This window comes from Falsiroseomonas ponticola (assembly GCF_016805305.1).
Lineage (GTDB): Bacteria > Pseudomonadota > Alphaproteobacteria > Acetobacterales > Acetobacteraceae > Falsiroseomonas > Falsiroseomonas ponticola.
The window spans coordinates 992277-1016675 of the sequence record NZ_JAERQN010000001.1 but is presented as its reverse complement, the minus strand read 5'-3'; the positions used below and the strand labels follow the sequence as shown (position 1 = coordinate 1016675).

The following is a 24399-nucleotide window of genomic DNA, read 5'->3' as shown; positions in this document are numbered from 1 at the left end:
CAGCCGCGGCGCCGCTCCGTAACGCCGGCAGAGGGGCCCATCCGGCCCCCGCTGCGAACGGAGAAACGCGATGTCCCCCACCCTGCGCTACAGCATCCTCGCCGCCGGCCTCATCGCCGCGGCCGCCGCCCCCGCCGGCGCCACCACGCTGATCGGCCTGACCGCCGAGAACAGCCTGGTCCGCATCGATGGCGAGACGCGCCGCGCCGCCGCCCCCGTCCGCATCAGCGGCGCGGAGGGCCGCGTCATCGGCATCGACCAGCGGCCGCAGGATGGGCGCCTCTATGGCGTGACGGATCGCAGCCAGATCGTCGTCATCGATCCCGCGACGGGCCGCGCCACGCAGGTCTCCCGCCTCACCATGCCCTTCGATGGCGGCGGCCGCGCCGTGGTGGATTTCAACCCGGTCGCCAACCGGCTGCGGCTGATGGGCATGAACGGCACGAATTTCCGCGTGAACGTCGATACCGGGGAAGTCGTGCGCGACGGCACGCTGAAGTATGCGGAGGGCGCGAATGCCGGCACCACGCCGCGCATCACCGCCGGCGCCTACAGCAACAGCGTGGCGCCGCCCGCCAATGCGCCGGCGGCCGGCCAGCCCGGCGCGCCGACCACGGCGCTCTACACGCTCGACACCCTGCTGGGCAGCTTCAACCTGCAGGCGCCGCCCAATGACGGCGTGCAGCAATCCCGCGGCATGGTCGGCATGGCGCTGCCCGCCAGCACGGCCTTCGACATCCTGACGGATGCGCAGGGCGGCAATACCGGCTTCGTCCTGGCCGGCGGCACGCTGCACACCATCGACCTGGCGAATGGCCGCCTGACCGCGACGGGCACGGTCGCCGGCCTGCCGGCGGCCGAGGTGATCGACATCGCCGCGATGCGGTGACCGGGTCCCCCATGGCCGGCCACCCCAACCCACCCCGGCCGGCCATGGGGCGGGGGGCGCTGCCGTGAACGGGCAGGCGGATGCGCGGGCCGGGGCAGCAATCCCGGCCTCGCCCCCATCAAGCGAGTGGAGGCTTCGCCGCCTAGAACAGCGACAATTGCGCGGGCTTGGCCGCGCGGGCGAAGGCCGTCTCCGGCACCAGCAGCCCGCGCAGCCCCGGCATCTCCAGCCCCCGCGCCCGGTGGCCGGGCAGCAGCACGAAGGGCAGCACCTTGGGCAGGCTGACGCGGAGACGCGCCAGATCCTCCGCCCGCACCAGCGTGTGGCGCCGCGCGGCGATGATGCGGTCCACCGTCTTCGCCCCCAGCCCCGGCACGCGCAGCAGCGCCTCCCGCGGCGCGGTGTTCACATCCACCGGGAAGTGCTCCCGGTGCTTCAGTGCCCAGGCGGTCTTGGGGTCCAGCTCCAGGTCCAGCATGCCGCCCTGGCCGCCGGCCAGGATTTCCTCCCGCGAGAAGCCGTAGAAGCGCAGCAGCCAGTCGGCCTGGTAGAGCCGGTGTTCCCGCACCAGCGGCGGCGCGATGGGCGGCAGCAGGCGGGATGCATCGGGGATGGGCGAATAGGCGGAATAGTAGACCCGCCGCATCCGGTAGCCCGCATAGAGGTCCGTCGCGGTGCCGAGGATGGTGCCGTCATCCGCCCCATCGGCGCCCACGATCATCTGCGTCGATTGCCCCGCCGGCGCGAATCGCGGCGGCCGCGCGCGCCGCGCCGTCCTCACCGCCTCCTCCCGCGCCTCGATCCGGCCGCGCAGCCCCGCCATGGCAAGGCGGATTCTCGAAAAATCCTTCTCGGGCGCCAGCGTGGTCAGGCTCTCGGCCTTGGGCAGTTCCACGTTGATGGACAGCCGGTCCGCATGGCGGCCGGCCTCCTCCAGCAATTCGGGCGCCGCATCCGGGATGGTCTTCAGGTGGATGTACCCCCGGAACCCATGCTCCTCCCGCAAGGTGCGGGCCACCAGCACCAGCTGTTCCATCGTGTAGTCCGGGGAGCGGATGATGCCGGAGGAGAGGAACAGCCCCTCGATCGTGTTCCGCCGGTAGAAGGCCAGCGTCAGGTCCACCACCTCCCGCACCGTGAAGCGGGCGCGGCGGACATTCGAGGAAGCGCGATTCACGCAATAGGCGCAGTCGAAGACGCAGGCATTGGTCAGCAGGATCTTGAGCAGCGAGATGCAGCGCCCGTCCGGCGCATAGGCGTGGCAGATGCCCGACCCCTCCGTGCTGCCGATGCCCCCCTTCAGGCTGTTGCGCTTGGCGGTGCCGGAGGAGGCGCAGGAGGCATCGTACTTCGCCGCATCGGCCAGGATCTCGAGCTTCTCGCGCAGCTCCATGGGACGGAATCCAGCAGGTTTCCGTTCATGTTATGTTCAAGGCGCCGATGCGCAAGGTGCCGCGCCGCGCCGGCTACCGGATGCGCCACCGCCGCCACATGGCGACCCAGGCGCCAAGGCCGCCGACGAAGACCGTGGTGGCGACGGCCCAGACCAGCAGGATCACGATGACGGCCTTCACCGGCGATCCCGTCGCCATCGCGGTCCCGGCGAGGCTCGTGACCTCCGGCAGATGTTCAGCCGATGCGCTGCGCATGCGTCTCCTCCCGCCCCGGTTGGCTGCCTGATTGAGGCATCAACGCGGCGGGACGGAAGTTCCCGCAAGGGGATCGCTTTCTTGTGATCGCGCGCGGCGGGCCCGCCCCGATTCTTTCCTGTCCGCATGGATGCCGCTGCGCAATGGTACGCGGATGACCCCACGGCTTCCTGACCGCGCTCCCGCCGATGGCGGCCTGCCCGCCGGGGTGGCGTCCCTGGAATCGATCCTGGCCGCGCTGCGGCGCCTGGCCATCACCGCGCTGGATGGGGGGCATCCCCTCGTCGCCGCGCGCATCGCCGCGACGGCGGACCAGCTGGAGGCCTCGGCCTGGCCGGCCCGGCCCCCGCGCCCCAGCTATGGCAGCCCCCCGGACCGGGAGGCACCGCCCGGGGATGGCCTCAGCGCCGCGCCGCGCCGGGGGTGATCCCGAAGGCCTGGCGGAAGGCGGCGCCGAAGGCCGGCGCGCTGGCATAGCCGACCGCCGCCGCCGCCCGTGCCGGCGTCTCCCCGCTGGCGAGCCGCGATGCCGCCTCCGCCAGCCGCAGGGTCTGCCGCCAGCGGGCGAAGCCCATCCCCGTCTCCGCCACGAACAGCCGCTCCAGCGTGCGGGGGCTGGCGCCGGCTTCCTCCGCCCATTCCTCCAGCCGGCGCGGGCTGGCGGGGTCCCGGCGCAGCGCCTCCGCCAGGCGCTTCAGCCGCGGGTCGCGCAGCTCCGGCACCCGGAAGGGCAGCGCGGGGGCGCGGGCGATCTCGTCCAGGATCAGCGCCGCCAGGTGCCCGCCCCGCCCGGCCGGGTCCCATTCCAGCGGCTCCGCGCAGGCGGCCAGGATCAACTCCCGCAGCAGGGGAGACACGGCGAGCACCGTCGCCTCCCCCGGCCCCGCCGCCGCGGCATCGGCGCGCAGGAACAGCGCCCGCATGGCGACGCCCCCTTCGGTCGCCACCCGATGCGGCTCCCGCGCCGGCATCCACAGCGCATGGCCGGGCGGCACGACGAAGCCAGCGGCATCGGTCGCGATGCGCATGGTGCCGCGCGTGGCCCAAAGCAGTTGCGCGCGGTCATGGGCGTGGCGGGGCACGCCCTCCCCTTCCGCATAGTCGCGGGCGAAGGCGGCCAGGGGGCGGTCCACCTCATCCTGCGGCAGGTCGCGGCGCGGGGCGGGCTGGGGTTCGGAATGGCGGCTTGGCGACATGGGCTGTCGGGACGTCTCCTACGCGTCAGCCTAGCATGGTCCCCGGCAGCAAACAGCGGAACGGCATCATGGACGCGGCCCGGCGCACGATCTGGTTCATCAACGCGGCGCATGTCTTCACCCATTACGGGCTGCTGATCCTGGCCACCGCCGTGCTCGGCATCGTGCTGCAGGAACCCGACATCTTCGGCACCGCCTACGGCCCGATCGTCGCGCTCGGCACCGGCATGTTCGTGGTCTATGGCATGGGGTCGCTGCCCATGGGCAACCTGGCGGACCGCGTCGGCCGGCCGGCGCTGATGGCGGCCTTCTTCCTCGGCACCGGGGCCTCCATGGTCGCGGCGGGCTTCGCCACGGGGCCGGTCACCCTCGCCGTCGCGCTCGGCCTGATGGGCGCCTTCAGCGCCATCTACCACCCGATCGGCACCGCCATGCTGGTGGATGCGGCGGGCGACAAGGTGGGCCGCGCCATGGGCATCAACGGCGTCTTCGGCAATGCGGGCGTGGCGCTGGCCCCGGCCGTCACCGCTTTCGTCGCCGCCGCGCTCGGCTGGCGCTGGGCCTTCATCATCCCGGGCGCGCTCTGCCTCGCCGTCGGGCTGCTCTATCTGCGCGAAGGGCCGGAGGACAGCGCCAAGACCAAGGCCGCCGGCAAGCCCTTCCCGGAGATCCCCCCCGCCATCGTCCGCCGCGCCGTGGTGGTGCTGATGAGCCTGGCCGCCGTCAGCGGCTTCATCTTCAACGCCTTCACCATCCTGCTGCCGAAGCTGATGGAGGAGCGGCTGGCCAATTCGCCGGAGCTGCTGCCGGTGGTCGGCCTGCTCGCCTTCCTCGCCATCATCTGCGGCGGCATCACGCAGCTCACGGTCGGGCGGCTGATCGACCGCAACACGCTGAAGCGCGTCTTCCTGCCGCTGGCCTGCGTGCCGCTGCCGGGCCTCGCGCTGCTCTCCTTCCTCGATGGCTGGGCGGTGCTGCCGGTGGCGGGCCTGCTGGCGGCGGCGATCTTCGGCCAGGTCACGGTGAACGAGACGATGACGGCCCGCTATGTCGGCCCCGCGCTGCGCACCCGGCTCTATTCCATCCGCTTCTTCGTGGGCTTCCTCGGCGCCGCCGCGGCCAGCCCGGTCATCGCCTGGCTGCATGGCACGGCGGGCGGGCTCGGCAGCGTGCTGCTGGTGCTCTCCGCCTTCGGGGGCGTCACCTTCCTCTGCGCGCTCGCCTTCCCAGACCGGCGGGAGGAGCTGGCGCCGGAACTCTGGGCCAGCGCGCCGGAAGCGCCCCGGGCGGTGGGCAAGGGCCTGCCCCAGGCCGCGGAGTAGCGGCTACCCGAAGCCCCGCGTCACCGGTCCCAGCCGGGCGCGCAGCCCATCCGCCACGCCGAGGGCGAAGGCGCGCAGCGTCCCCCGCTCCCGGCTGGCGAGGAGGTGGATGACCGTCTGCGCCGCGATCACCGCCACCGCCCGGCACTTCCAGGCCAGCGGCACGAAGGGCAGGCGCAGCATCGCCATCTGGTTGCGCGCATGGGTGTAGAGCCGGAAGGGCGGCTGCCGCGCCAGAAGCAGCCCCAGCAGCGGCACCCGCAGCACCCCGCTGCCCAGCCGGTGCGGCATGGGCAGGGACGCCACCATCCAGCAGGAGAAGTGGCGCGCCCAGGCGCGCAGGCACCATTCGATATCGACGGCGTCGATGAAGAAATCCTCGCGGAAGCCGCCTACCGCCTCGAAGGCCGCCAGGTCGATCAGGGAGCCGGAGGAGATGACGAATTCCAGCGGCACCGCCCCCGCCGCCGGCGCCGCGCCATCCTGGCTGAAGCAGCGCGGCGCCTTGCAGCCGCAGCCCCGCGCCGCCACCGGCAGCGGCCCGACCACCGCCGGGCATTCGCCGGCGGCGATCAGCCGCGCCCGCGTGGCGCAGAGCGCCGCCGCCATGGCCGGCAGGGGGGAGGAATCCTGGTCCAGCAGCAGCAGCGCCTCGAACCCCTCGGCCCGCGCCATCGCCGCCATGCGGTTGTAGGCGACGCCGAGGCCCTGGTTCGTCCCATCCCCCAGCAGCACCGGGGGCCGGCGGCCGGGGCGTTCCACCACCGCCCGCGCCGCGGCCGATAGCGGCGCGTTCAGGAACAGGAAGACCCGCGCCACGGAGGCATCGAGCGCTGCCAGCGCCTCCTCCAGCAGGGCGGGCGCGGGGTGGAACAGCACGATGCCGGCGGCGGTCATGCGACCGCCCCGCCATGGCCCGCCGCTTCCGCCGTGCAGGCGGCCAGCGCCTCCGCCCATCGCTGCCGCATCACCGCCCGCGCCGCCTCCATCGCCGCGGCGCCCGGGGGGAAGTCGCCCGGCAGCAGGTCCGGCGCGCCGCGATGCAGCAGCATGGCGAAGGGCGTGTGCAGCACGCGCATCCCCCGCCAGCCCAGCCGCAGGCAGAGATCGACGTCGTGCAGCGCATGGGGCAGCGCCTCCTCGTCCAGGCCGCCCGCGGCCTCGAACACCGCGCGGCGCAGCATCATGGCGGCGCCGGAAACGGCGGAGACCTGCCGCGCCAGCGCCAGCATGCCGCCGGGGCCGACATCGCCGGCCATGGCCCCGGGCAGCACCGGCCGCACCACCGCGGCGGGGTCCAGCGCATAGCCCGCATGGCGCAGCCGCCCGTCGCGGCCCATCAGCTTGGCGCCCACCGCGCCGACGGGCTGGCGCAGCGCCTGGCCGGCCAGCTCCCCCAGCCAATAGGGCGACAGCACATCCACCGTGGGGTCCAGCAGCAGCAGCAGCGCGCCGCGCGCCTCCGCCGCCGCCAGGTTCAGCGCGGCGGCGCGGCTGGTGCCCGGCGGCACGTCGAGGAAGCGGATCCGCGCATCGGTCGGCCGGGGCACCTCCGCCGTGGCCGGCGCGGCGATGACCAGTTCCAGTGCCGCCCAGTCGGTGCGGCGCAGCAGGCCATCGGCGCATTCCGGCAGCCGCCCGCCCTGCGGCATCGCCACCAGCACGCTGACCAGGGGCCGCGGCGGCCGCACCGGATGCACCAGCCGGTGCCAGGATGGCGCCAGCGGCGCCGGCTGCAGCACCACGCCCCCCTCCCCCGCCGAGGCCAGGCTGTCCATCACCGCGGCGCGGGAGGCGCGGATGCAGCGCGCGGCTTCCCGCTTCGAATAGCTGCCCTGCGCGGGCTGGCGCCAATGGTAGAGGATGCGCGGGATGTGGTGGATGCGCGCCGGCACCGTCGCCGCGGCCGCGCGCAGCGCCAGGTCATGGTCCTGGCTGCCGTTGAAGCCCGGCCGCAGGCCGCCGATCCGCCGCAGCAGCCGCGTGGAATAGACGCCGAGGTGGCTGACCAGGTTCTGCGCGCGCAGCAGTTCCGGGTCGAAATCCGGCTTGAAGTAGGGGGCGAAGCGCCGTCCCTCCGAATCCACCTTGTCCTCGTCCGAATAGGCGATGTCGAGGTCGGGGTGCTGCCGGATCAGCGCCGCCACCTCGTGCAGCGCGCGGGCCGGCAGCAGGTCGTCATGGTCCATCAGCAGCACGAAGTCGCCGCGCGCCATGCCGATCGCGTCATTGGTGGCGCGGGCGATGTGGCCGTTGCGGGTGCGCCGGCGCCAGCGGATGCGCGGATCCACCGCCGCCATCTCCGCCAGCAGCGCCTCCACATGGCCGGAGGGGGAGGCATCGTCCACCACGCAGAGTTCCCAATGCGGGTAGGTCTGCGCCTTCAGGGACGCGATCGCCTGGCGCAGCAGCGCGGGCGGCGTCTCATGCGCGGGCATGGCGATGGACAGCAGGGGCGGGTTGCGCCGCGCCAGCGCGTCCTGGCGCATCGCCTGCGCCTCGGCCTCCGACAGCGTGTCATGCACCTCGATCCATCGCTGGTAGCCCAGCGCTTCCGCCGTCGGCAGGGCGTGCAGATAGGGGCGCAGCAGCGGCATCGCGGGCTGGGCCAGGCTGCGCAACCCGGCGCGCAGGGCCGGGTGGCGGCGCAATCCGCCCAGCACCGCGGCGGCGATGCGGGCGACGGGGCGGGGGGAGGGCTTGGGGGCGGGCATCACGGGTCCGGGCTGTGGTCTGCGTGCATCATGGCGTGGGAAAAACTCCCACGTCAATCATGTGGGCTGATTTCCCACGTCACGACGTGTTACGCTGTGCGGCACACCGAAGCGGTCCTCCCTTGCCCGACCTGCCCGCCCCTCCCCCGGCTTCCGCCCTGATGCGGCCCCTCGCCCGGCTGCTGCGCCCGCTGCTGCGGCTGATGATCCGCGCCGGCCTCACCTGGCCGGTCTTCGCCGACCTTGTCCGCGCCCTCTATGTGCAGGTGGCGGCGGAGGAGATCGCCGCCGCCGCCGCGCGCACCGACAGCCGGCTCAGCCTGATGACGGGCGTGCACCGGAAGGAGATCCGGCGCCTGCGCGAACAGCCGCCGGATGCGCCGGACCTGCCGCCGGTGGTGACGCTGGGCAGCCAGATCGTCGCGCGCTGGCTGGGCCTGCCGGCCTTCACCGACGCGGCCGGCCAGCCCCTGCCGCTGCCCCGCACGGCGCCGGACGGCCAGCCTTCCTTCGAGGCGCTGGTCAGCGCCGTGACGCGGGATGTGCGCCCGCGCGCCGTGCTGGATGACTGGCTGGCCCAGGGCGTGGTGCGGCTGGATGCGGCGGATCGCGCCGTGCTGCAGGAAGCGGCCTTCGTGCCCCGGCCGGGGACGGAGGCGCAGCTGCACTACTTCGCCCGCAACCTGCACGACCACCTGGCCGCGGCCACCGCCAATGTGGCGGGCGCGACGCCCGCCTTCCTGGAACGCGCGGTCCATTATGACGGCTTGCCGCCCGCGATCGCGGACCGCATGGAGGCGCTGGGCCGCGCCGCGGTGGAGCGCCTGCTGGTGGAGGTGAACCGCGAGGTGCTGTCGATGCTGGAGGGCCAGCCGGAACCGCCGCCCGGCACGCCGACGCGCCGCGTCAACCTTGGCGTCTATCTCTATGCCGAGGACGAAGCGCAGCCGGAGGCGCGGGGATGAGGCGCCTCGCCCTCGCGCTGCTGCTGGCGGCGGCGGCCTGCGCGCCCGCGCCCCCGCCGCACCCGGCCTGCCGCATCGGGCCGGATGACGGGCCGCCCCTGGCCGCGGGCGACCGCGGCATCGGCGGCACCGGCCGGCCGGCGGCGCTGGCGGGCGGGGACCGCGGCATCGGCGGCACGGGCGTGATCGGCGTCGTCACCGGCTTCGCCAGCATCTGCGTCAACGGCATCGCGGTCGAACACGACACGCAGGGCCAGGCCGTGCCCCGCGATGGCGGCTTCGGGCCGGCGGCGCCGCTCCGCGCCGGGCAGGTCGTGGTGATCCGCGCGGCGGGCCAGGGCGCGGTGCTGCGCGCGGAAGGGGTTGCCGTGCGGCAGGAAGTGGTGGGCCCGGTCACCGCGCTGCGGCCGGACGGGCTGGTGGTGGCCGGCCTGCCCATCGCCTTCGCCCCGGCGCTGCGCGGCGGCCAGGACTGGGCGCCGGGGCGCTGGGTGGCCGTCAGCGGCCTGCCGCGCCCCGATGGCGTCATCGAGGCGACGCGCATCGACCCCGCCCCCCCGGGCCGCGCCCTGCTGCGCGGCGTGGTGGCGCGGGATGGGGCGGGCCTGCGCATCGGCCCGGTGCGGCTGGAGGCGGCGGGCGCCGGCGGGATCGCGCTCGGCCAGCCCCTCATCGCCACCGGCGCCTGGCGCGACGGCCGGCTGGTGCTGGACGGGGTGGAGCCCGACCTGACCCTGGCCGATCCGCTGCGGCGCTTCGGGCCGGAGACCCGCCGCCTGCTGGTGGAGGCCTTCGTCGCCGGCGGCGCCGGGGGGCTGAGCCTGGGCCCGGCCGGCCCGCGCCTTCCGGCCGGGCCGGGCCTGCCCGGCCTGGTGGAGGCCCGCCGCCTGGTGGTGGAGGCGACCCGCGAGGCCGATGGCGGCTTCCGCGCCATCGCGCTGATGCAACCGCCGGCCATGTCGGCGGGCGATGGCGGCCCGGCCGGCCCCGGCCCCGGGGGCGCCGCGGCCGCCCCGCCCGGCGCCGGCCCGGGCGCCGCGCCACCCGGGACCGGTCCCGGCGGGGGTGGTCCCGGCGGGGCAGGCCGCGGCGGTGGCCCCGGCGGCGCCCCCGGTGCTGCTGGCCCCGGCGGTGCCGGCCCCGGTGGTGGCGGTCCCGGTGCTGGTGGCCCCGGTGGCGGCGGCCCGGGTGGCGGCCCCGGCGGGGGCGGTCCGGGGGGGCGCTGAGCCGCCCCCGGGCCTTTCCGCTGGCCTTCCGCCCCCGTCCATGCCATAGCCCCGCCCGGGCCGGTCCCCTGGCGGGGCCCCGGCCTTCGCTGCGATGGCAGCGGATGCTTCGAGGATGGGCCGTTCCCGGATGGGAGGATGACGGCGCCTCCGGCCACATGGGCGGCCTTCCCACTGCGCACACAACGCGGTGGGCCCTCCGCCTTCCCATGCCGCCCGAGTCGCCGACCATCCCTGTCCGACTGGACAGGAACGACGCCGCGCGCATCCGTCTCCCTCGCATTCAGCCGCCCGCGGGAAGCCCCGCGGGCGGTGTCATGACGTGGCCCCGCATCCGGCGGGGCCGAGAAGGACGACGCATGTTCGACAAATACTTCCGCAAGGACATCTCCTGGGGCGGCCAGCTGCTGACGCTGGAGACCGGGAAGATCGCCCGCCAGGCGGATGGCGCCGTGATGGCGCGGCTGGGCGACACCATCGTGCTCTGCACCGTGGTTGGCGCCCGCAGCGTGAAGCCCGGCCAGGACTTCTTCCCGCTGACCGTGAACTACCAGGAGAAGGCCTTCGCCGCGGGCAAGATCCCCGGCGGCTTCTTCAAGCGCGAGGGCCGGCCCTCCGAATCCGAGACGCTGATCTCCCGCCTCATCGACCGCCCGCTGCGCCCCCTCTTCCCCGAGGGCTTCCGCAACGAGGTGCAGGTGATCGCGACGGTCCTGTCGCATGACCTGGAGAACAACCCGGACATCGTGGCCCTCGTCGGCTGCTCCGCCGCGCTGACGCTCTCCGGCATCCCCTTCTTCGGCCCGGTCGGCGCCGCCCGCGTCGCCTGGATCGATGGCCAGTACGTCCTGAACCCGACCACGGCGCAGATGGCGCAGAGCCAGCTCGACCTCGTCGTCGCCGGCACCGCCGAAGGCGTGCTGATGGTGGAGTCCGAGGCGCAGGAACTGTCCGAGGACGTGATGCTCGGCGCCGTCGAGTTCGGCCACAAGTCCTTCCAGCCGGTCATCCAGGGCATCATCGAGCTGGCCGAGGTGGCCGCCAAGGACGCCTGGGCCCTGCCGGAGGAGAGCGAGGCCGCCAGGACGCTGAAGGCCCGCATCGCCGAGCTCGGCCGCGCGCCGATGGCCGAGGCCTACAAGATCGTCGAGAAGCTGGCCCGCCAGAACGCCGTCTCCGCCGCCAAGAAGGCCGTGGTCGCGCAGCTGGAGGCCGAGGGCCTCGATGCCGGCGCCGCCAAGGGCCTGCTGAAGGAGCTGGAGGCGGACGTGGTCCGCAACGCCATCCTGGATACGGGCCTGCGCATCGACGGCCGCGACACCAAGACGGTCCGCCCGATCGTGGCCGAGGTGGGCATCCTGCCCCGCGCCCATGGCTCCGCGCTGTTCACCCGCGGCGAGACGCAGGCCTTCTGCGTGGCGACGCTGGGCACCGGCCAGGATGAGCAGATCATCGACGCCCTCGCGGGCGAGTACCGCGAGAACTTCATGCTGCACTACAATTTTCCTCCGTACTCCGTGAACGAGACCGGCCGCATGGGCTCCCCGGGCCGTCGCGAGATCGGCCACGGGAAGCTGGCCTGGCGCGCCATCCACCCGCTGCTGCCGGAGAAGGAGAAGTTCCCCTACACGCTGCGCGTGGTCAGCGAGATCACGGAGTCCAACGGCTCCTCCTCCATGGCGACGGTCTGCGGCACCTCGCTCGCGCTGATGGATGCCGGCACGCCGCTGAAGCGCCCCTGCGCCGGCATCGCCATGGGCCTGATCAAGGAAGACCGCGGCTTCGCCGTGCTGTCCGACATCCTGGGTGACGAAGACCACCTGGGCGACATGGACTTCAAGGTGGCGGGCAGCGAGGCGGGCATCACCGCGCTGCAGATGGACATCAAGATCACGTCCATCACCTTCGACATCATGAAGATCGCCCTCGGCCAGGCGAAGGATGGTCGCCTGCACATCCTGGGCGAGATGGCGAAGGGCCTGTCCGGCGCCCGCGGCGACGTGGCGGCCACCGCGCCCCGCATCACCGTGATCACCATCAACAAGGACAAGATCCGCGACGTCATCGGCAGCGGCGGCAAGGTGATCCGCGAGATCACGGAGCAGACGGGCTGCAAGATCGACATCGAGGATGACGGCACCATCAAGGTCGCCGCCGTCAGCGTCGAGGCCGCGCAGAAGGCGATCGACTGGATCCAGGGCATCGTGGCGGAGCCGGAGATCGGCAAGATCTACAACGGCAAGGTCGTGAAGACCGCCGAATTCGGCGCCTTCGTGAACTTCCTCGGCGCCAAGGACGGCCTGGTCCACATCTCCGAACTTGCGAATGAGCGCGTCCAGAAGACCACCGACGTCGTCAAGGAAGGCGACCAGGTGAAGGTCAAGGTCATCGGCTTCGACGACCGCGGCAAGGTGAAGCTCTCCATGCGCGTGGTGGACCAGGCCACCGGCGCCGACATCACCGAGCAGGTCGGCGCCCGCCGCCCGCGCGAGGAAGGCGAGGGTGGCGACCGCGGCGACCGTGGCGATCGCGGCCCCCGCCGCGACCGCGACCGTGGCGGCGAGCGCGGCTTCCGCCCGCGCCGCGAAGGTGGCGAGCACGGCGGCGATTGATGCCGCCGGGGGCGGTGCTTCGGCCCCGCCCCCGACCACGGCACTCGGGTAATCCTGCGCCCCCCCTCCCGCATCGGGCCGGGACACGCCATATTAGCGATCCACGGGACGTCTTCTGGGACGCCCCGTGGTTCGTTTGTGACCCCCTACCGTCTGAGACAGTCACCGGAGCCCAAAGCCTTGAAGGCCATCAACCCGATCCGCATGGGCGGCGTCGAAGTCCTGCCGCTGGTCGAAGGCGGCAAGGGCGTGGCGGTGTCCAACGGCGCCACCTGCGGCGGCTGGGCCTCCGGCGGCGGCGTCGGCACCTTTTCCGCCGTGAACGCCGACAGCTACGACGCGGACGGCAACGTCATCCGCCAGATCTACCACGGCCGCACGCGGCGCGAGCGGCATGAGGAGCTTGTGGCCTACGGCATCGCCGGCGGCATCGCCCAGGCGCGCGAAGCGCATGAACGCGCCGGCGGCCAGGGCCGCATCCACATGAACATCCTGTGGGAGATGGGCGGCGCCGAACGCGTGGCGCGCGGCGTGCTGGAAGGCGCCAAGGGCCTGGTGCATGGCGTCACCTGCGGCGCCGGCATGCCCTATCGCCTGGCGGACCTCGCCCGGGAATACAACGTCCACTACTACCCCATCATCTCCTCCGCCCGCGCCTTCGCCGCGCTGTGGAAGCGGTCCTACAACAAGCAGCGGGAATTGCTGGGCGGCGTGGTCTATGAGGACCCCTGGCTGGCCGGCGGCCATAACGGCCTGTCCAACAGCGAGGACCCGAAGCGGCCGGAGGATCCCTATCCCCGCGTCCTCAAGCTGCGCCAGACCATGCGCGAATTCGGCCTGCACGACGTGCCGATCATCATGGCCGGCGGCGTCTGGTGGCTGGAGGAATGGGAGCACTGGATCGACAGCGAGGAGCTGGGCCCCGTCGCCTTCCAGTTCGGCACCCGCCCGCTGCTGACGCAGGAAAGCCCGATCAGCGAGGAGTGGAAGACCCGCCTCCTCCAGCTGAAGGAAGGCGATGTCCTGCTGCAGCCCTTCAGCCCGACCGGCTTCTACTCCTCCGCCGTGCGCACCGAATTCCTGAACGAGCTGGAAGCGCGCAGCGAACGCCAGGTGCCCTTCACGACCGAGCCGACGGAGGCGCATACCGCGCCGCTCGGCATCGGCCCGCGCAAGCGGCTGGTCTACCTGAAGCCGGACGACCTGCCGCGGGCGGAAGGCTACATCGCGTCCGGCTTCACCGAGGCGCTGCGCACCCCCGACGACACGCTGGTGTTCGAGACGCCGGCGGCAGCGCGGGAGATCCTGAACGACCAGACGGATTGCATGGGCTGCCTGTCCCATTGCCGCTTCTCCAACTGGACGCAGAACGGGCCGGACTACAGCACCGGCAAGAAGGCCGATCCGCGCAGCTTCTGCATCCAGAAGACCCTGCAGGACATCGCGCATGGCGGGCGGCTGGAGCGGAACCTGATGTTCTCCGGCCACAACGCCTACCGCTTCGGCACCGACCCCTTCTACTCCAACGGCTTCGTGCCCACGGCAAAGCAGCTGGTCGAGCGGATCATGACGGGGCGCTGAGCGCCCCGTTGCCGCCGGCGCTTCACGGGTATCTCATGGCGGCGGCGGTCCGTTCCGGCCCGGCCGCCATCGCCCCGGCGGCCGGCATCGCCTAACCTGCCGGAATCCGGAGGGCATCAGCGGCCATGCCGACTGCCAGCAGCATCGCGGTGCTGGAACATGATGGCGGCCTGCGCCTGCTCGTCACCGACTATCTGCGCCTGCACGGCTTCGCCACCCGCGCCTTCGCCGATGCGGCGGCGCTGCGGGCGGGGCTCGCCGGCGCGGCCTTCGACGTGGTGCTGCTCGGCCTGCCGCTGCCCGGCGCGGATGCGGCGGCGCTGGTGCAGGCGCTGCGCGCGCTGTCGCCCTCGCCGGGGCTGATCCTGCTGGGCGGCCCGGCGCTGCCCGGCGCCGACGACCTGCTGCCGAAGCCCTTCCCGCTGCGGGGCCTGCTGGCGCGGCTGCGCCTGCAGCTCCGCCGCCGCGCCGCCCCGGCGGCCCCCCCGCCGAAGCGGCCGGACCGGCTGTGCTTCGCGGGCTTCACCCTGTGCCGGGACAGCCGCCGCCTGCTGGACGCGGCGCAGGCGGAGGTGGCGCTGACGCCGATGGAGGTGGACCTGCTGCTGCTGCTGGCCGACCACCCGGCGGAGGTACTGTCCCGCGAAAGGCTGCTCGTGCTGGCGCATGGCAAGGATGTCGATCCGCTGGACCGCTCGATCGACATCCGCATCACCCGCCTGCGCCGCAAGATCGAGGCCGATCCCGCCCATCCCCGGCTGATCCGCACCATCCGGGGGCAGGGTTATGTCTTCACGCCGGAAGATGCCTGACGGCACCGCGCCCGGTTGGCCGGGGCGCGCCCCTCACGCCCCCAGCGGGGCCATGGGGCTGCCCGTCTCGCGCCGCATGCCCATGCGGGCGATGCTGCCCCAGGCGCGGTCGTATTGCGGCGGCGTGCGCGCGGCATCGACGCGGCCCAGCGCCACCGCGGCGCGCATCGGCCAGTAGGGGTCGCGCAGCGTGGCGCGGGCCAGCAGCACCAGGTCGGCCCGGCCTTCCGCCACGATCGCCTGCGCCTGCTCGGGCTCCGTGATCAGGCCGACGGCGGCCACCACCATGCCCGCGCCCTGCTTCACCGCCTCCGCCCCCGGCACCTGGTAGCCCGGGCCGAGCACGATCTTCTGCTTCGGGTCGATGCCGCCGGAGGAGACGTCCATCCCGTCGATCCCCGCCGCCTTCAGGCGCTTCGCCAGTTCCACCGTCTCCTCCGTCGTCCAGCCGCCCTCGATCCAGTCGGTGTGGGAGACGCGGACAAGCAGGGGCAGATCCTCGCCGACGGCTTCCCGCACCGCCTTGGCGATCGCCAGCGGCAGGCGGGTCCGGCCCTCGAAATCGCCGCCCCAGCGGTCGTTGCGGGTGTTGCTGAGGGGGGAGAGGAACTGGTGCAGCAGGTAGCCATGGGCGGCGTGCAGCTCCACCAGCCGGTAGCCGGCGGCCACGGCGCGCTTCGCGGTCGCGGCGAAGAAGCCCGGCATCGCCTCGATCTCCTCCGCCGTCATCATGGTCGGCGTGGCGAAGGCGCCCATGGGGATAGCGGAGGGGGCCTTGATCTCCCACCCCGGATCGGCCGGCGCATCGTCCCAGGCCGGCGCGCGGCTGGCCTTGCGGCCGGCATGGCCGATCTGGATCGCCGGCACCGCGCCGGCATGGGCGATGGCGGCGGCGAGGCGCGCATGGGCGGGGATCTGCGCATCCTCCCACAGGCCGAGGTCGCCGGGCGTGATGCGGCCATCCGCCGTCACCGCGGTGGCTTCCGCCATCACCATCCCCGCGCCGCCGATGGCGCGCTGCAGCAGGTGGGCCAGGTGCCAGTCGGTCGGCCGCCCATCCGGCCCGGCGCAGTACTGGCACATGGGGGAGATGCCGATGCGGTTCGGCAGGGTGGTGGCGCGCAGCGCGAGGGGGGCGAAGAGGTCGGTCATGGCGGTCATGCTCCGGGGCCCGGGAGGCGGGCGGCTTGCCCCTGGCATACAGCCGGTGCGCCGGGGGTCAATCGCCGCCGGGCGGGGACCAGGGCGGCAGCCGGCCGAGCCGGCTTTCCACATGCAGCAGCAGCGGCCGCCGCCCGGGCGGCGCCGGCAGCAGCCGCCCATCGGGCCCGGCGGGATAGCGCGTCATCGTGACGGCATCGAGGACATTGCCCCCGACCGCCCGCACCTCCCCCGGGGGTGTCCCGACCACGATGTCGCAATGCATCGCCCGCGCCCGCCCGGCCTCCGCCAGGCGTTCCGTCCAGTGGCGCAGCGGCTGCGGGCCGCGGTCGAAGCACAGCAGGTCCCCGGGCGCGGGGGCGCGATCCTCCGGCGCATGCGGGATGAAGGGCGCCTCGGCCGGGAAGCGGCGGGCGGTGTCCAGCAGGCCATCGAGGTAGAAGGCGTGGGTGGCGCTGGGCGGAAACTCCGCCGCATCCACCCCCGCGGCGCGGAAGACCCAGGAGATGAAGGCGGCGGACCAGTAGGGGGTGGACCACAGCGCCGCCCCTTCCGGCTGCCGGGCCAGCGCCGCGGCGTAGCGCCGGCGGTTCAGCGGGATGGCGCCGTGATCCTCCGGCACCGCCTGCCAATAGGCCATGACGCGCGGGAAGTTGGCGGGATCGGCCTCCCGCGCCGGCGACTCCTCCGCCGGGGTCCAGGCGTCCCGCGCCACCTCTCCCCAGTCCCGCCATTCCGCCACGGCGATGCGCACCACGCGATCCGCCGCGGCGGGGGGGTAGGAGAGCGGCGGCGCCGGGGGCGGCGGGGGCGCGGCGCAGCCCGCCAGCAGCGCCAGCGCCAGCCAGGCAACCAGCCCTGCGTCGCGGAACCCCCTCACGCCGCTGTCGCGGCGAGGCCGAGGATGACCGCGTCCGGCGCCATCAGGCCGAGGATCGCGGCGGCCTGGGTGGTGGGCTCCGGATCGCCGCCGAAGGGGGAGGGCATGACCTCCAGCACCCCGGCATTGAGGCGCACCAGCGGCCGCAGCAGCGCGATGGCCTGGTGGTGCAGGTCCTGCGCCTCCGCGATCGTGTCCTCCGCCAGCACGCCCGGGCTGGCCGTGGCCGCCAGCACCACCGCGCCGGCCGCCCGCGCCATCAGCGCCACCCCTTCCCCGTAGCGGAGCTCGGATTGCCGGGCGGTCCCGGCGATCAGCAGCCCCTCCGCGGCCACGTGGCGCGGCCCGGCCAGCAGCGCCACCGTGCCGGGCCGCACCGCGGCGATGGCGGCCTGGATGGCGGGGGCGAGGCGCGAGGGATCGAGCTGCGGCAGCGCCCGGGCCAGGGCCAGCAGGGCCTGGGCATGGGCGGCCGGGCTGGCGATGCGGCCATCCCGCTCCCGGAAGGCGCCGTCCGCCCCCTGCAGCGCCAGCAGCCGGCCGGCCAGGTCGCCGAGCGCCGCGGCATGGGCGGGGCGGCCTTCCCGGCGCAGCCGCGCCTCCACCCCCAGCGCCGCCTGGGCCAGATCCTCCAGCCCCGGCTCGCCGGCCTGCAGCCGGGCCAGCTGGGCGTCGAACCACGCGGCCAGCGCCGCCTGGCGATCCGCCGCCACGGGGCTGCGATAGGCCTCGGCGGCCGCGAAGAGCAGATGCGTGCCGATGGCGTTCAGCGTGGCGCCCTGCGGCGGCAGCGGGTGCAGGTCCAGCCCCGGCGGCCCCGCCTGCCCGTCCATGGCCCGGGCCGCTTCCGGCCCCGTGAGGCCGATGGCGAGGAACCGCTCCTCCCGCACCACCAGGGAGGCACCGGCGGCGAGGTCCCGCGGGCCGTGGCGGACCAGCAGCCAGTGCAGCTGGCCGGGCTTCAGGGCGGTGGCGCGGACGCTCACCACCCCGGCGGGGTCGGCGGCGCGCAGATGCAGGGCCGGGCCATCCGCCCACCAGCCCTCGGTCGCCACCGCCACATGGGCGGCGGGGCTGCCCTCCACCCAGGCGGTGTTGCCCGCCGCCGCCGGCGGGGGCACGGCGCGCCAGGCGCCGGCGGCCTGCAGCGCGCCTTCCGCGAAGCCGCTGTCGGACAGGCCATCGGCGGCGGTCGTGACGCAGACGCGGCGGAGCGCCACCGCCGCCGTGAAGGTGACGGTGACGCGCAGCAGCGGGGAGGCAGCGTCGATCGCGTAGTCGTAGCGCAGGCGCCCGGCCTCCACCGGGCGGGGCCGCAGCCAGCCCGCCCGGCCCATCACGCGGCTTTCGTGCCACAGCACCACCCGGTCCCCGTCCTGCCGCAGGCCGCAATCGACGATGGCGTCCTCCACATCCTCGCAGCGCCGGTGGCGGCCCTGCTGGAACTCGACCAGGTTGCCGCTATGCGTCACGGCCACCAGCCCGGCCATGGGGCCGCGCGGGCGCTGGTGCAGCAGCCCGGCGGAGAGGTCCCCGGTGAAGACGTGGAAGGGCGTCAGCACCACGAAGTCGCGCGGATCGTCCCGCTGCACCAGCAGCCCATGGGTGCCGAGGCGGCGGCAGGGCCGGGGCGGGTCCTCCATCGCGATGGCGAAGTCGATCGCCGCCTCCGCCAGGCCGGGCGCGGCATCGTGGATGTCCGGCATGGCCAGCAGCTCCGCCGCCCGGGCATTGGCGGGGGCCACGCAGTAGCTGCCGCCGGCGATGCCCTCCGCCAGTGCGGGCAGCGGGCGGTCGCCCAGCGTCACCAGGCGGTCGATCGGGCCGCGGAACCAGGCGGCCAGGCGGTCACGGTCCGTGGCGTGCAGCAGGTTGCGCATGACGGGCCGGGCGGCCTCCACCTTCGGTTGGGGAAGGCCAGGATACCGCGCCGCGCACCGGCACGGGAAGGCGGGCTCTGCGGGCTGGGAAGCCGGGCCCGATCCGCCCTATCCTGCCGCCATGGGCACGAATGATGGCGGCCGCCTCTTCTTCCGATCCGAGGTCTTCACCCCCGCCGCGCGGCTGCGCAGGCCCGCCACCGGCCTGACGGTGCGGGAGGAAGCGCGGGACATCCCCGTGCATGCCGATTGCGACGTGCTGGTGGTGGGGGGCGGGCCCGCCGGCACCGCCGCCGCGGTGGCGGCCGCGCGGCTCGGCGCCCGCACCATCCTGCTGGAGCGCCACAACCACCTGGGCGGCCTGTCCACCGGCGGGCTCGTCGTGTGGATCGACCGGATGACGGGCTGGGACGGCAGCCTGCTGATCCGCGGCTTCGCGGAGGAGCTGCTGGCCCGCCTGCCCGCCGATGCGGTGGCCGGCCCGCCGCGGGAGGCCTGGGGTTCGCGCGATGCCGCGACCGCCGCCTGGTGGGCGCTGCGCACCGCCGCCTTCCACGGCACCGTGACGCATTCCCCGACCGTCTGCCCCGAACACCTGAAGGCCGCGAGCCTGGAGCTGTGCGCGGAAGCGGGGGTGGAGCTGCTGTTCCACGCCTGGGGGGCGGAGCCCATCCTGCGGGACGGCGCCGTGGCCGGCGCGATCTTCGAGAGCAAGCAGGGCCGCCGCGCCGTGCTGGCCCGCGTCACCGTGGACGGCACGGGGGATGGCGACCTCTATGCCCGCGCCGGCGCGGCCTTCGCCGACGACGTGGATGAGCGCGACATCCACCATTGCATGAACACGTCCTGGACCTGGGGCGGCGTGGACATGCCGCGCTACCTGGCCTGGCGGGCCGAAAGCCCCGGCGAGTTCAGCGAGTTCATGCGGCGGGGGAAGGAGGCGGTCGGCTTCTTCGACAAGGCCTTCGCCAGCTGGCGGGACGACGTGGCGCTGTTCATGGGGCCGCGGCTCGCGGGCTATTCGGCCGTGATGGTCGATGACCTCTCGGCGGTGGAGGTGATCTCCCACCGCCTGATGTTCGCCCATCTCGCGCGCTACCGCGCGGAAGCGCCGGGCTTCGAGGGCGCCTTCCCGATGCTCTCCGCGCCCCAGCTCGGCGTGCGGCATGCGCGGCGGCTGGCGGGCGTCACGCCGGTGACGCGGGCCTGGTGGGATGGCCGGGTCTCGGCGGAGGAGATCGGCGTCTCCCCCAGCCTGGCGCCGGCCTTCGCGCCGGTTTCCGTGCCCTATGGCGCCATCCTGCCGGTGGCGCTGGACGGGCTGCTGGCGCCGGGGCGGCACCTGGCCTGCGATGCCACCAGCCATTCCTTCCTGCGGGAGATCCCCCAATGCTGGCTGACCGGCCAGGCGGCCGGCGTCGCGGCCGCGCTGGCGGCGGGGCGGGGCGTGGCGCCGCGGGCGGTGCCGGTGGGCGATATCCAGGCGGCGCTCCGCGCCCAGGGCGCCTTCCTGCGGCTGCCCGCGGAAGGATCGGCGCCGGCATCCTTCGCGCTGCACAATGACTGACCAAGCCTTCACACAGGCGTCACGCCCCTGTGAGGACCAAAGGAGCAAAGGGTAACACGTCAAGGCATTGCCTCGACGTTTTCTCCCGGCGGTTCCGCACATGGTGTGTGGACCAACACTTCCCCGGTGCCGCGAGGCGCCGGGGTTTTTTTTCGCGCCCGATTCGCGCGGCGCCGTGGCGTTGAGGCCACTAAAATCCGGGCAAATCTAAAGCCGGTTAAGCGGCTTTAGTGCTTTTAGCACCGAATTCGCGGGGTGCCGCCGCCCCTCCGCGCCGCCGGAAAGGCTTGGCCGTGGCGCCGCGGCCACGGCGGGGGGCAGGCGCGGGACGGCCGGTGATGGTGTGAACATAGCAGGAACACGGCGCTTCCGCCAGCGGAAACGGCCCGCGCCCGGCCCGGGGGGCAAGGCAGCGCAGGCCGGAAGCCCATGGCCGATGTCAGTCCAGCAGGGCCGCTTCCAGCGCCGCCTTCTCGTCCTCGTCCAGGCTCCGCCAGTCCCGCCCCTGCAACCCCGCCGCCATGGACCAGAGCAGGTTGCGGGAGGGATTGCCCCCCATGAAGCGCAGCCGGCGGAAGGCCCCCGCCGCGCCGATGGCGCGGAGGTCCCCCACCGTCTCGATCCCGGCATCGGCCAGCATCGCCGCGCTGCGCGGGCCGAGGTTGCGCAGCATGTGCACCCCGGCCCGGTCCACCAGCGGCGCCGCGCTGGCCATGGCGTGGTGCTTCACCCCCGGTTGCGATCGGCCTCGTAGCGGGCCTTCGTCTCGGCGTTGGGCGGGTAGAGGCCGGGCAGCGGCAGGCCCTTCTCCACTTCCTTCATGATCCAGCCCTCCAGCCTCTCCTGCTCCACCGCCGCTTCCGTCACGGCGTCCAGCAGCGCGGCGGGGATCACCACGGCGCCATCCTGGTCCGCCACGATGATGTCGCCCGGCACCACGGTGACGCCGCCGCAGCCGATCACCTCCTGCCAGCCCACGAAGTTCAGCGCGGCGACGGAAGCGGGGGCGACATAGCCCTGGCAGAAGACCGGCAGGCCGGTGCCGATCACGCCGGCGCCATCCCGCACCATGCCGTCCGTCACCAGCCCGGCCACGCCCTTCTTCGCCATGCGGGCGCAGAGGATGTCGCCGAAGATGCCGGCCGCCGTGTTGCCCATGGCGTCCGCGACGGCGACGCAGCCCTCGGGCATCTCCTCGATCGCCGCGCGGGTGGAACGGGGGGAGGACCAGCTCTCCACCGTCGCCAGGTCCTCCCGCGTCGGCGTGAAGCGGAGCGTGAAGGCGGGGCCGACGATGCGCTTCGCCGGGCCCTGCACGATCGGGCGGCTGCCCGCGATGTAGCAGAAGCGCACGCCCTTCTTCAGCAGGACCGTGGTGAGGGTGGCGGTGGTGACGCCCATCAGGGCATCGCGCGTGGCGGGGTTCATGGGGGCGGCTCCGGCTGCCATGGCAGAAAGGTTCGGGGCGCTTAAGCGCAGCGCGGCGCGCGCGTCCAGGTGGAGGGGGAGCGCTGCTCCCCCTCAGACCCCCTCGCCAGGGTCCAGGGGGACCCTGGACCGCCGGGTTCTGGCGCCGCCTATACCCGTGCCAGCGCCACGCCCCAGCCTGGCAGCACCTCACTCGCCGCGCCGACCGGGCTGCCCGACAGCGCCGCCCCACCCCGCAACCCCGCCGGCACGGGCACCGGGCCGGGCGAGAGGTTGAACAGGCAGCGCACCCGGTCCGCCGCCTCCCGCCGCTCGAACCCCAGCAGGGGGGCGGGCAGGTCGATCGGGTGCAGCGCGCCCGCCATCAGCGCCAGGCTGGCGCGCCGCGTGGCCAGCAGCTCCCGCGTGAAGGCCAGCATGCTGCCGGGCTCCTGCTGCATCGAGACGGCGAGGTCGCGATGCGCCTCCGGCACCGGCAGCCAGGGCGTGCCGGTGGTGAAGCCGGCATGGGGCAGCGCGGCATCCCAGGGCATCGGCGTGCGGGACCCGTCGCGGCCCGCGAAATCCGGCCAGAAGCTGATCCCGAAGGGGTCGCGCAGCGCCTCGAACGGCAGCTCGGCCTCGGGCAGGCCCAGCTCCTCCCCCTGGTAGAGGCAGGCGCTGCCGCGCAGCGTCAGCAGCAGGGCCATCAGCAGCCGCGTCACGGCGGGGTCCGGCACGCCGCCGGGGGACCAGCGCGTGGCGGCGCGGACCACGTCATGGTTGCTGAAGTTCCAGCAGGGCCAGCCCTCCGGCTGGGCGGCGGCCTCCACCAGCGCGCGGGCGACGCCATGGTCGAAGCCGGCGCGCAGCGGCGCCAGCGTATAGGCCATGTGCAGCAGCCCCGGCGCCGTGGCGCGGGCGACGCGGGCATGGGCGCCGGGCTGGGAGGACAATTCGCCCATCAGCGCGGCGCCGGCGGCATCGGCCTCCTGCCGGAAGCGGCGCAGGATGGCGCCGGTGCCCGGGCCCATCATGTCGTGCTGGTGCAGCTGCAGGCCGAAGAGCTTGGCGGGCGGTTCGGGGCGCGGGGGGGCGGCGGGGTTGTCCCGCAGCGCGGGGTCATGGGCCACGAAATCCAGCGCATCCAGCCGGAAGCCATCGACGCCGCGGGCCAGCCAGAAGCGCATGATGCCGGCCACGGCATCGAGCGTGGCCGGGTCCTCCAGGTTCAGGGCGGGCTGCTCGGCCAGGAAATGGTGCAGGTAGTATTGCCGCCGCCGCGGCTCCCACCGCCAGGCGGGGCCGCCGAAGACGGAGAGCCAGTTGTTGGGCGGCGATCCATCGGCCTTGGCATCCGCCCAGACATAGCGGGCGGCCAGAGGCCCATCCCGCCGCGCCCGGCTTTCCCGGAACCAGGCATGGGCGGTGCTGGTGTGGCCCGTCACCAGGTCCAGCATGACCTTGAGGCCGCGCGCATGCGCCCCCGCGATGACGGCATCGAGGTCCTCGAGCGTGCCGTATCGCGGATCCACCGCGCAGTGGTCCGCCACGTCATAGCCGAAATCGGCCTGGGGCGAGGCATAGACGGGCGCGAGCCAGACCGCGTCCACGCCAAGGCCCGCGACATGGTCGAGGCCCTGCAGGATGCCCCGCAGGTCGCCCACCCCGTCCCCATCCGAATCCCGGAAGGACCGCGGATAGACCTGGTAGATCACCGCGCCCCGCCACCAATCGGTCATCCCGCCGCTCCCGCCATCGCGCCCCTGCAAGGCACGAGGCCGCCCCGGGGTTCCCGCAACCCCCCGCGCCGGCCCCGCGTTCCCGCCCCCTCAGCAGGAGGACGGGCCATGGACGACAAGGACAGGATCGACGAGATGCGCGGGTCCGAGGACGCGCTGCGCCCGACCCTGCCGGGCGGCGAAAGGGTGCGGCCCGGGGAGAGCGGGGAGATGGCGGATTCCGCCGGGGACAATACCGACGAGGGCACGGGCGATCCCCGCGCCGCCGGCCATGTCGATGACCCGATCCATCCCGGGGAAACCCAGCCCGGGGAGATGATGGAGCAGGCGCAGCTGCGGGGCGGGCCGGTGGATATCGCGCCGGACCGGATCAGGCGGCGATAGGCCGCGCGGGGGGCCCTGCCCCCCGCAGGTCTCAGGGCGGGGCCTTCCGGACCAGCCAGCGCCAGACGCCGAAGAGGTTCAGCGCCAGCAGCACCAGGTTGGTCAGGCCGAGCTGGCTTTCCTGCTCCAGCTGCGCGGAGGCCAGCCAGCAGGCGGAGCCGCCGGACAGCAGCGCGAAGCCCCAGCCCGTGGCACGCCGGCCGAGATCGGCCGCGGTGGTGCCGGCGCCGGCAATGGTCAGCCCGGTCGCGGCCCATTTGAAGACATCGGGCCAAGCCGCCCCGAGGATCGCCATGCACCGCCCTTTCCGCACACCCCGCGCGAACGCGGCGCGAGGCCCGGGCGTTGCCGGCGGATTCGCTGAACGCGCGGTCAGTGAATGCGGGCGCGGTGGGCGGGATTGCCTGACCGC

At 74.0% G+C, this 24399-nt stretch carries 22 protein-coding genes; 10 read left to right on the top strand and 12 right to left on the bottom strand.

The annotated features are described in order from the left end of the window. Window positions 1–70 precede the first annotated feature (70 nt). The gene (locus JJI54_RS04905) at window positions 71–889 is read left to right on the top strand and encodes a DUF4394 domain-containing protein (protein WP_203071466.1); all 819 of its coding nucleotides are present in this window, start codon (window positions 71–73) and stop codon (window positions 887–889) included. A 142-nt stretch (window positions 890–1031) separates the two neighbouring features. On the opposite strand, the gene JJI54_RS04900 is transcribed toward JJI54_RS04905, so the two are convergent. Then, window positions 1032–2282 carry a putative DNA modification/repair radical SAM protein gene (locus tag JJI54_RS04900; protein WP_203071464.1) on the bottom strand — a complete coding sequence of 417 codons (1251 nt, stop codon included), beginning with the start codon at window positions 2280–2282 and terminating at the stop codon, window positions 1032–1034. A gap of 73 nt (window positions 2283–2355) precedes the next feature. Further along, the gene (locus JJI54_RS04895) at window positions 2356–2538 is read right to left on the bottom strand and encodes a hypothetical protein (RefSeq protein WP_203071462.1); all 183 of its coding nucleotides are present in this window, start codon (window positions 2536–2538) and stop codon (window positions 2356–2358) included. Window positions 2539–2692: 154 nt separating this feature from the next. Here JJI54_RS04895 and JJI54_RS04890 point away from each other — a divergent pair, with 154 nt between their 5' ends. Then, window positions 2693–2965, top strand: coding sequence for a hypothetical protein (locus tag JJI54_RS04890; protein WP_203071460.1), 273 nt, complete (start codon window positions 2693–2695; stop codon window positions 2963–2965). On the opposite strand, the gene JJI54_RS04885 is transcribed toward JJI54_RS04890, so the two are convergent. Further along, the gene (locus tag JJI54_RS04885; protein WP_203071458.1) at window positions 2940–3734 is read right to left on the bottom strand and encodes a helix-turn-helix domain-containing protein; all 795 of its coding nucleotides are present in this window, start codon (window positions 3732–3734) and stop codon (window positions 2940–2942) included. The two genes, JJI54_RS04890 and JJI54_RS04885, sit on opposite strands and share 26 nt — an antisense overlap. A 68-nt stretch (window positions 3735–3802) precedes the next feature. Here JJI54_RS04885 and JJI54_RS04880 point away from each other — a divergent pair, with 68 nt between their 5' ends. Then, window positions 3803–5056 carry an MFS transporter gene (locus tag JJI54_RS04880; protein WP_203071455.1) on the top strand — a complete coding sequence of 418 codons (1254 nt, stop codon included), beginning with the start codon at window positions 3803–3805 and terminating at the stop codon, window positions 5054–5056. 3 nt (window positions 5057–5059) lie between these two features. Here JJI54_RS04880 and JJI54_RS04875 read toward each other — a convergent pair whose 3' ends face one another. After that, complete coding sequence (locus JJI54_RS04875) at window positions 5060–5953, bottom strand: glycosyltransferase family protein (protein ID WP_203071453.1); 894 nt, start codon at window positions 5951–5953, stop codon at window positions 5060–5062. Next, window positions 5950–7770, bottom strand: coding sequence for a glycosyltransferase family 2 protein (locus JJI54_RS04870; protein WP_203071451.1), 1821 nt, complete (start codon window positions 7768–7770; stop codon window positions 5950–5952). The genes JJI54_RS04875 and JJI54_RS04870 overlap by 4 nt, the downstream gene beginning before the upstream one ends. 161 nt (window positions 7771–7931) lie before the next feature. On the opposite strand from JJI54_RS04870, the gene JJI54_RS04865 reads away from it, so the two are divergent. The 5 genes from JJI54_RS04865 to JJI54_RS04845 all read left to right on the top strand — a co-directional run bounded on the left by JJI54_RS04865 (window position 7932) and on the right by JJI54_RS04845 (window position 14966). Next, complete coding sequence (locus JJI54_RS04865) at window positions 7932–8735, top strand: DUF6502 family protein (RefSeq protein WP_203071449.1); 804 nt, start codon at window positions 7932–7934, stop codon at window positions 8733–8735. After that, the gene (locus tag JJI54_RS32600) at window positions 8732–9961 is read left to right on the top strand and encodes a DUF5666 domain-containing protein (protein WP_203071447.1); all 1230 of its coding nucleotides are present in this window, start codon (window positions 8732–8734) and stop codon (window positions 9959–9961) included. The genes JJI54_RS04865 and JJI54_RS32600 overlap by 4 nt, the downstream gene beginning before the upstream one ends. 359 nt (window positions 9962–10320) lie before the next feature. Continuing rightward, window positions 10321–12573, top strand: a complete 2253-nt coding sequence (pnp, locus tag JJI54_RS04855; RefSeq protein WP_203071446.1) for a polyribonucleotide nucleotidyltransferase — start codon at window positions 10321–10323, stop codon at window positions 12571–12573. A 180-nt stretch (window positions 12574–12753) separates the two neighbouring features. Next, window positions 12754–14154: an NAD(P)H-dependent flavin oxidoreductase gene (locus tag JJI54_RS04850; RefSeq protein ID WP_203071444.1), complete on the top strand. Its 1401-nt coding sequence runs from the start codon at window positions 12754–12756 to the stop codon at window positions 14152–14154. Window positions 14155–14279: 125 nt separating this feature from the next. Continuing rightward, complete coding sequence (locus JJI54_RS04845) at window positions 14280–14966, top strand: response regulator transcription factor (RefSeq protein ID WP_203071441.1); 687 nt, start codon at window positions 14280–14282, stop codon at window positions 14964–14966. Window positions 14967–14999: 33 nt separating this feature from the next. Here the strand turns inward: JJI54_RS04845 and JJI54_RS04840 are convergent, their stop codons facing one another. The 3 genes from JJI54_RS04840 to JJI54_RS04830 form a co-directional block, all read right to left on the bottom strand. Next, on the bottom strand, window positions 15000–16118 hold the full coding sequence (locus JJI54_RS04840) for an NADH:flavin oxidoreductase/NADH oxidase (RefSeq protein ID WP_203071439.1): 1119 nt from the start codon (window positions 16116–16118) through the stop codon (window positions 15000–15002). Window positions 16119–16185: 67 nt separating this feature from the next. Beyond that, a complete protein-coding gene (locus tag JJI54_RS04835) occupies window positions 16186–17007 on the bottom strand; it encodes a DUF2272 domain-containing protein (protein ID WP_318987444.1) in 822 nt (273 codons plus the stop codon). Continuing rightward, on the bottom strand, window positions 17004–18887 hold the full coding sequence (locus JJI54_RS04830) for a hypothetical protein (RefSeq protein ID WP_203071436.1): 1884 nt from the start codon (window positions 18885–18887) through the stop codon (window positions 17004–17006). The genes JJI54_RS04835 and JJI54_RS04830 overlap by 4 nt, the downstream gene beginning before the upstream one ends. Between JJI54_RS04830 and JJI54_RS04825 the strand changes: the two genes are divergently transcribed. After that, a complete protein-coding gene (locus JJI54_RS04825; RefSeq protein ID WP_226381372.1) occupies window positions 18886–20454 on the top strand; it encodes an FAD-dependent oxidoreductase in 1569 nt (522 codons plus the stop codon). The two genes, JJI54_RS04830 and JJI54_RS04825, sit on opposite strands and share 2 nt — an antisense overlap. 439 nt (window positions 20455–20893) lie before the next feature. Here the strand turns inward: JJI54_RS04825 and JJI54_RS04820 are convergent, their stop codons facing one another. The 3 genes from JJI54_RS04820 to JJI54_RS04810 all read right to left on the bottom strand — a co-directional run bounded on the left by JJI54_RS04820 (window position 20894) and on the right by JJI54_RS04810 (window position 23603). Then, window positions 20894–21184, bottom strand: coding sequence for a TfoX/Sxy family DNA transformation protein (locus tag JJI54_RS04820; RefSeq protein WP_203071434.1), 291 nt, complete (start codon window positions 21182–21184; stop codon window positions 20894–20896). Next, window positions 21181–21882, bottom strand: coding sequence for a ribonuclease activity regulator RraA (locus JJI54_RS04815; RefSeq protein WP_226381371.1), 702 nt, complete (start codon window positions 21880–21882; stop codon window positions 21181–21183). Before JJI54_RS04815 ends, JJI54_RS04820 begins: the two co-directional genes overlap by 4 nt. Window positions 21883–22031: 149 nt before the next feature. Next, complete coding sequence (locus tag JJI54_RS04810; protein WP_203071430.1) at window positions 22032–23603, bottom strand: alpha-amylase family glycosyl hydrolase; 1572 nt, start codon at window positions 23601–23603, stop codon at window positions 22032–22034. Between the two features lie 108 nt (window positions 23604–23711). On the opposite strand from JJI54_RS04810, the gene JJI54_RS04805 reads away from it, so the two are divergent. After that, window positions 23712–23987, top strand: a complete 276-nt coding sequence (locus JJI54_RS04805) for a hypothetical protein (RefSeq protein ID WP_203072365.1) — start codon at window positions 23712–23714, stop codon at window positions 23985–23987. Between the two features lie 31 nt (window positions 23988–24018). Here JJI54_RS04805 and JJI54_RS04800 read toward each other — a convergent pair whose 3' ends face one another. Then, entirely contained in the window at window positions 24019–24282 is a 264-nt protein-coding gene (locus JJI54_RS04800) for a hypothetical protein (RefSeq protein ID WP_203071428.1), read from the bottom strand. Window positions 24283–24399 lie beyond the last annotated feature (117 nt).

Coding starts and splice junctions, on each gene's coding strand:
- JJI54_RS04865 (WP_203071449.1), top strand. CDS start 7,932: ATGCGGCCCCTCGCCCGGCTGCTGCGCCCGCTGCTGCGGCTGATGATC.
- pnp (WP_203071446.1), top strand. CDS start 10,321: ATGTTCGACAAATACTTCCGCAAGGACATCTCCTGGGGCGGCCAGCTG.
- JJI54_RS04800 (WP_203071428.1), bottom strand. CDS start 24,282: ATGGCGATCCTCGGGGCGGCTTGGCCCGATGTCTTCAAATGGGCCGCG.
- JJI54_RS04905 (WP_203071466.1), top strand. CDS start 71: ATGTCCCCCACCCTGCGCTACAGCATCCTCGCCGCCGGCCTCATCGCC.
- JJI54_RS04885 (WP_203071458.1), bottom strand. CDS start 3,734: ATGTCGCCAAGCCGCCATTCCGAACCCCAGCCCGCCCCGCGCCGCGAC.
- JJI54_RS04875 (WP_203071453.1), bottom strand. CDS start 5,953: ATGACCGCCGCCGGCATCGTGCTGTTCCACCCCGCGCCCGCCCTGCTG.
- JJI54_RS04840 (WP_203071439.1), bottom strand. CDS start 16,118: ATGACCGACCTCTTCGCCCCCCTCGCGCTGCGCGCCACCACCCTGCCG.
- JJI54_RS04890 (WP_203071460.1), top strand. CDS start 2,693: ATGACCCCACGGCTTCCTGACCGCGCTCCCGCCGATGGCGGCCTGCCC.
- JJI54_RS04830 (WP_203071436.1), bottom strand. CDS start 18,887: ATGCGCAACCTGCTGCACGCCACGGACCGTGACCGCCTGGCCGCCTGG.
- JJI54_RS04900 (WP_203071464.1), bottom strand. CDS start 2,282: ATGGAGCTGCGCGAGAAGCTCGAGATCCTGGCCGATGCGGCGAAGTAC.
- JJI54_RS04815 (WP_226381371.1), bottom strand. CDS start 21,882: ATGAACCCCGCCACGCGCGATGCCCTGATGGGCGTCACCACCGCCACC.
- JJI54_RS04895 (WP_203071462.1), bottom strand. CDS start 2,538: ATGCGCAGCGCATCGGCTGAACATCTGCCGGAGGTCACGAGCCTCGCC.
- JJI54_RS04810 (WP_203071430.1), bottom strand. CDS start 23,603: ATGACCGATTGGTGGCGGGGCGCGGTGATCTACCAGGTCTATCCGCGG.
- JJI54_RS04825 (WP_226381372.1), top strand. CDS start 18,886: ATGACGGGCCGGGCGGCCTCCACCTTCGGTTGGGGAAGGCCAGGATAC.
- JJI54_RS04880 (WP_203071455.1), top strand. CDS start 3,803: ATGGACGCGGCCCGGCGCACGATCTGGTTCATCAACGCGGCGCATGTC.
- JJI54_RS04805 (WP_203072365.1), top strand. CDS start 23,712: ATGGACGACAAGGACAGGATCGACGAGATGCGCGGGTCCGAGGACGCG.
- JJI54_RS04870 (WP_203071451.1), bottom strand. CDS start 7,770: ATGCCCGCCCCCAAGCCCTCCCCCCGCCCCGTCGCCCGCATCGCCGCC.
- JJI54_RS04845 (WP_203071441.1), top strand. CDS start 14,280: ATGCCGACTGCCAGCAGCATCGCGGTGCTGGAACATGATGGCGGCCTG.
- JJI54_RS32600 (WP_203071447.1), top strand. CDS start 8,732: ATGAGGCGCCTCGCCCTCGCGCTGCTGCTGGCGGCGGCGGCCTGCGCG.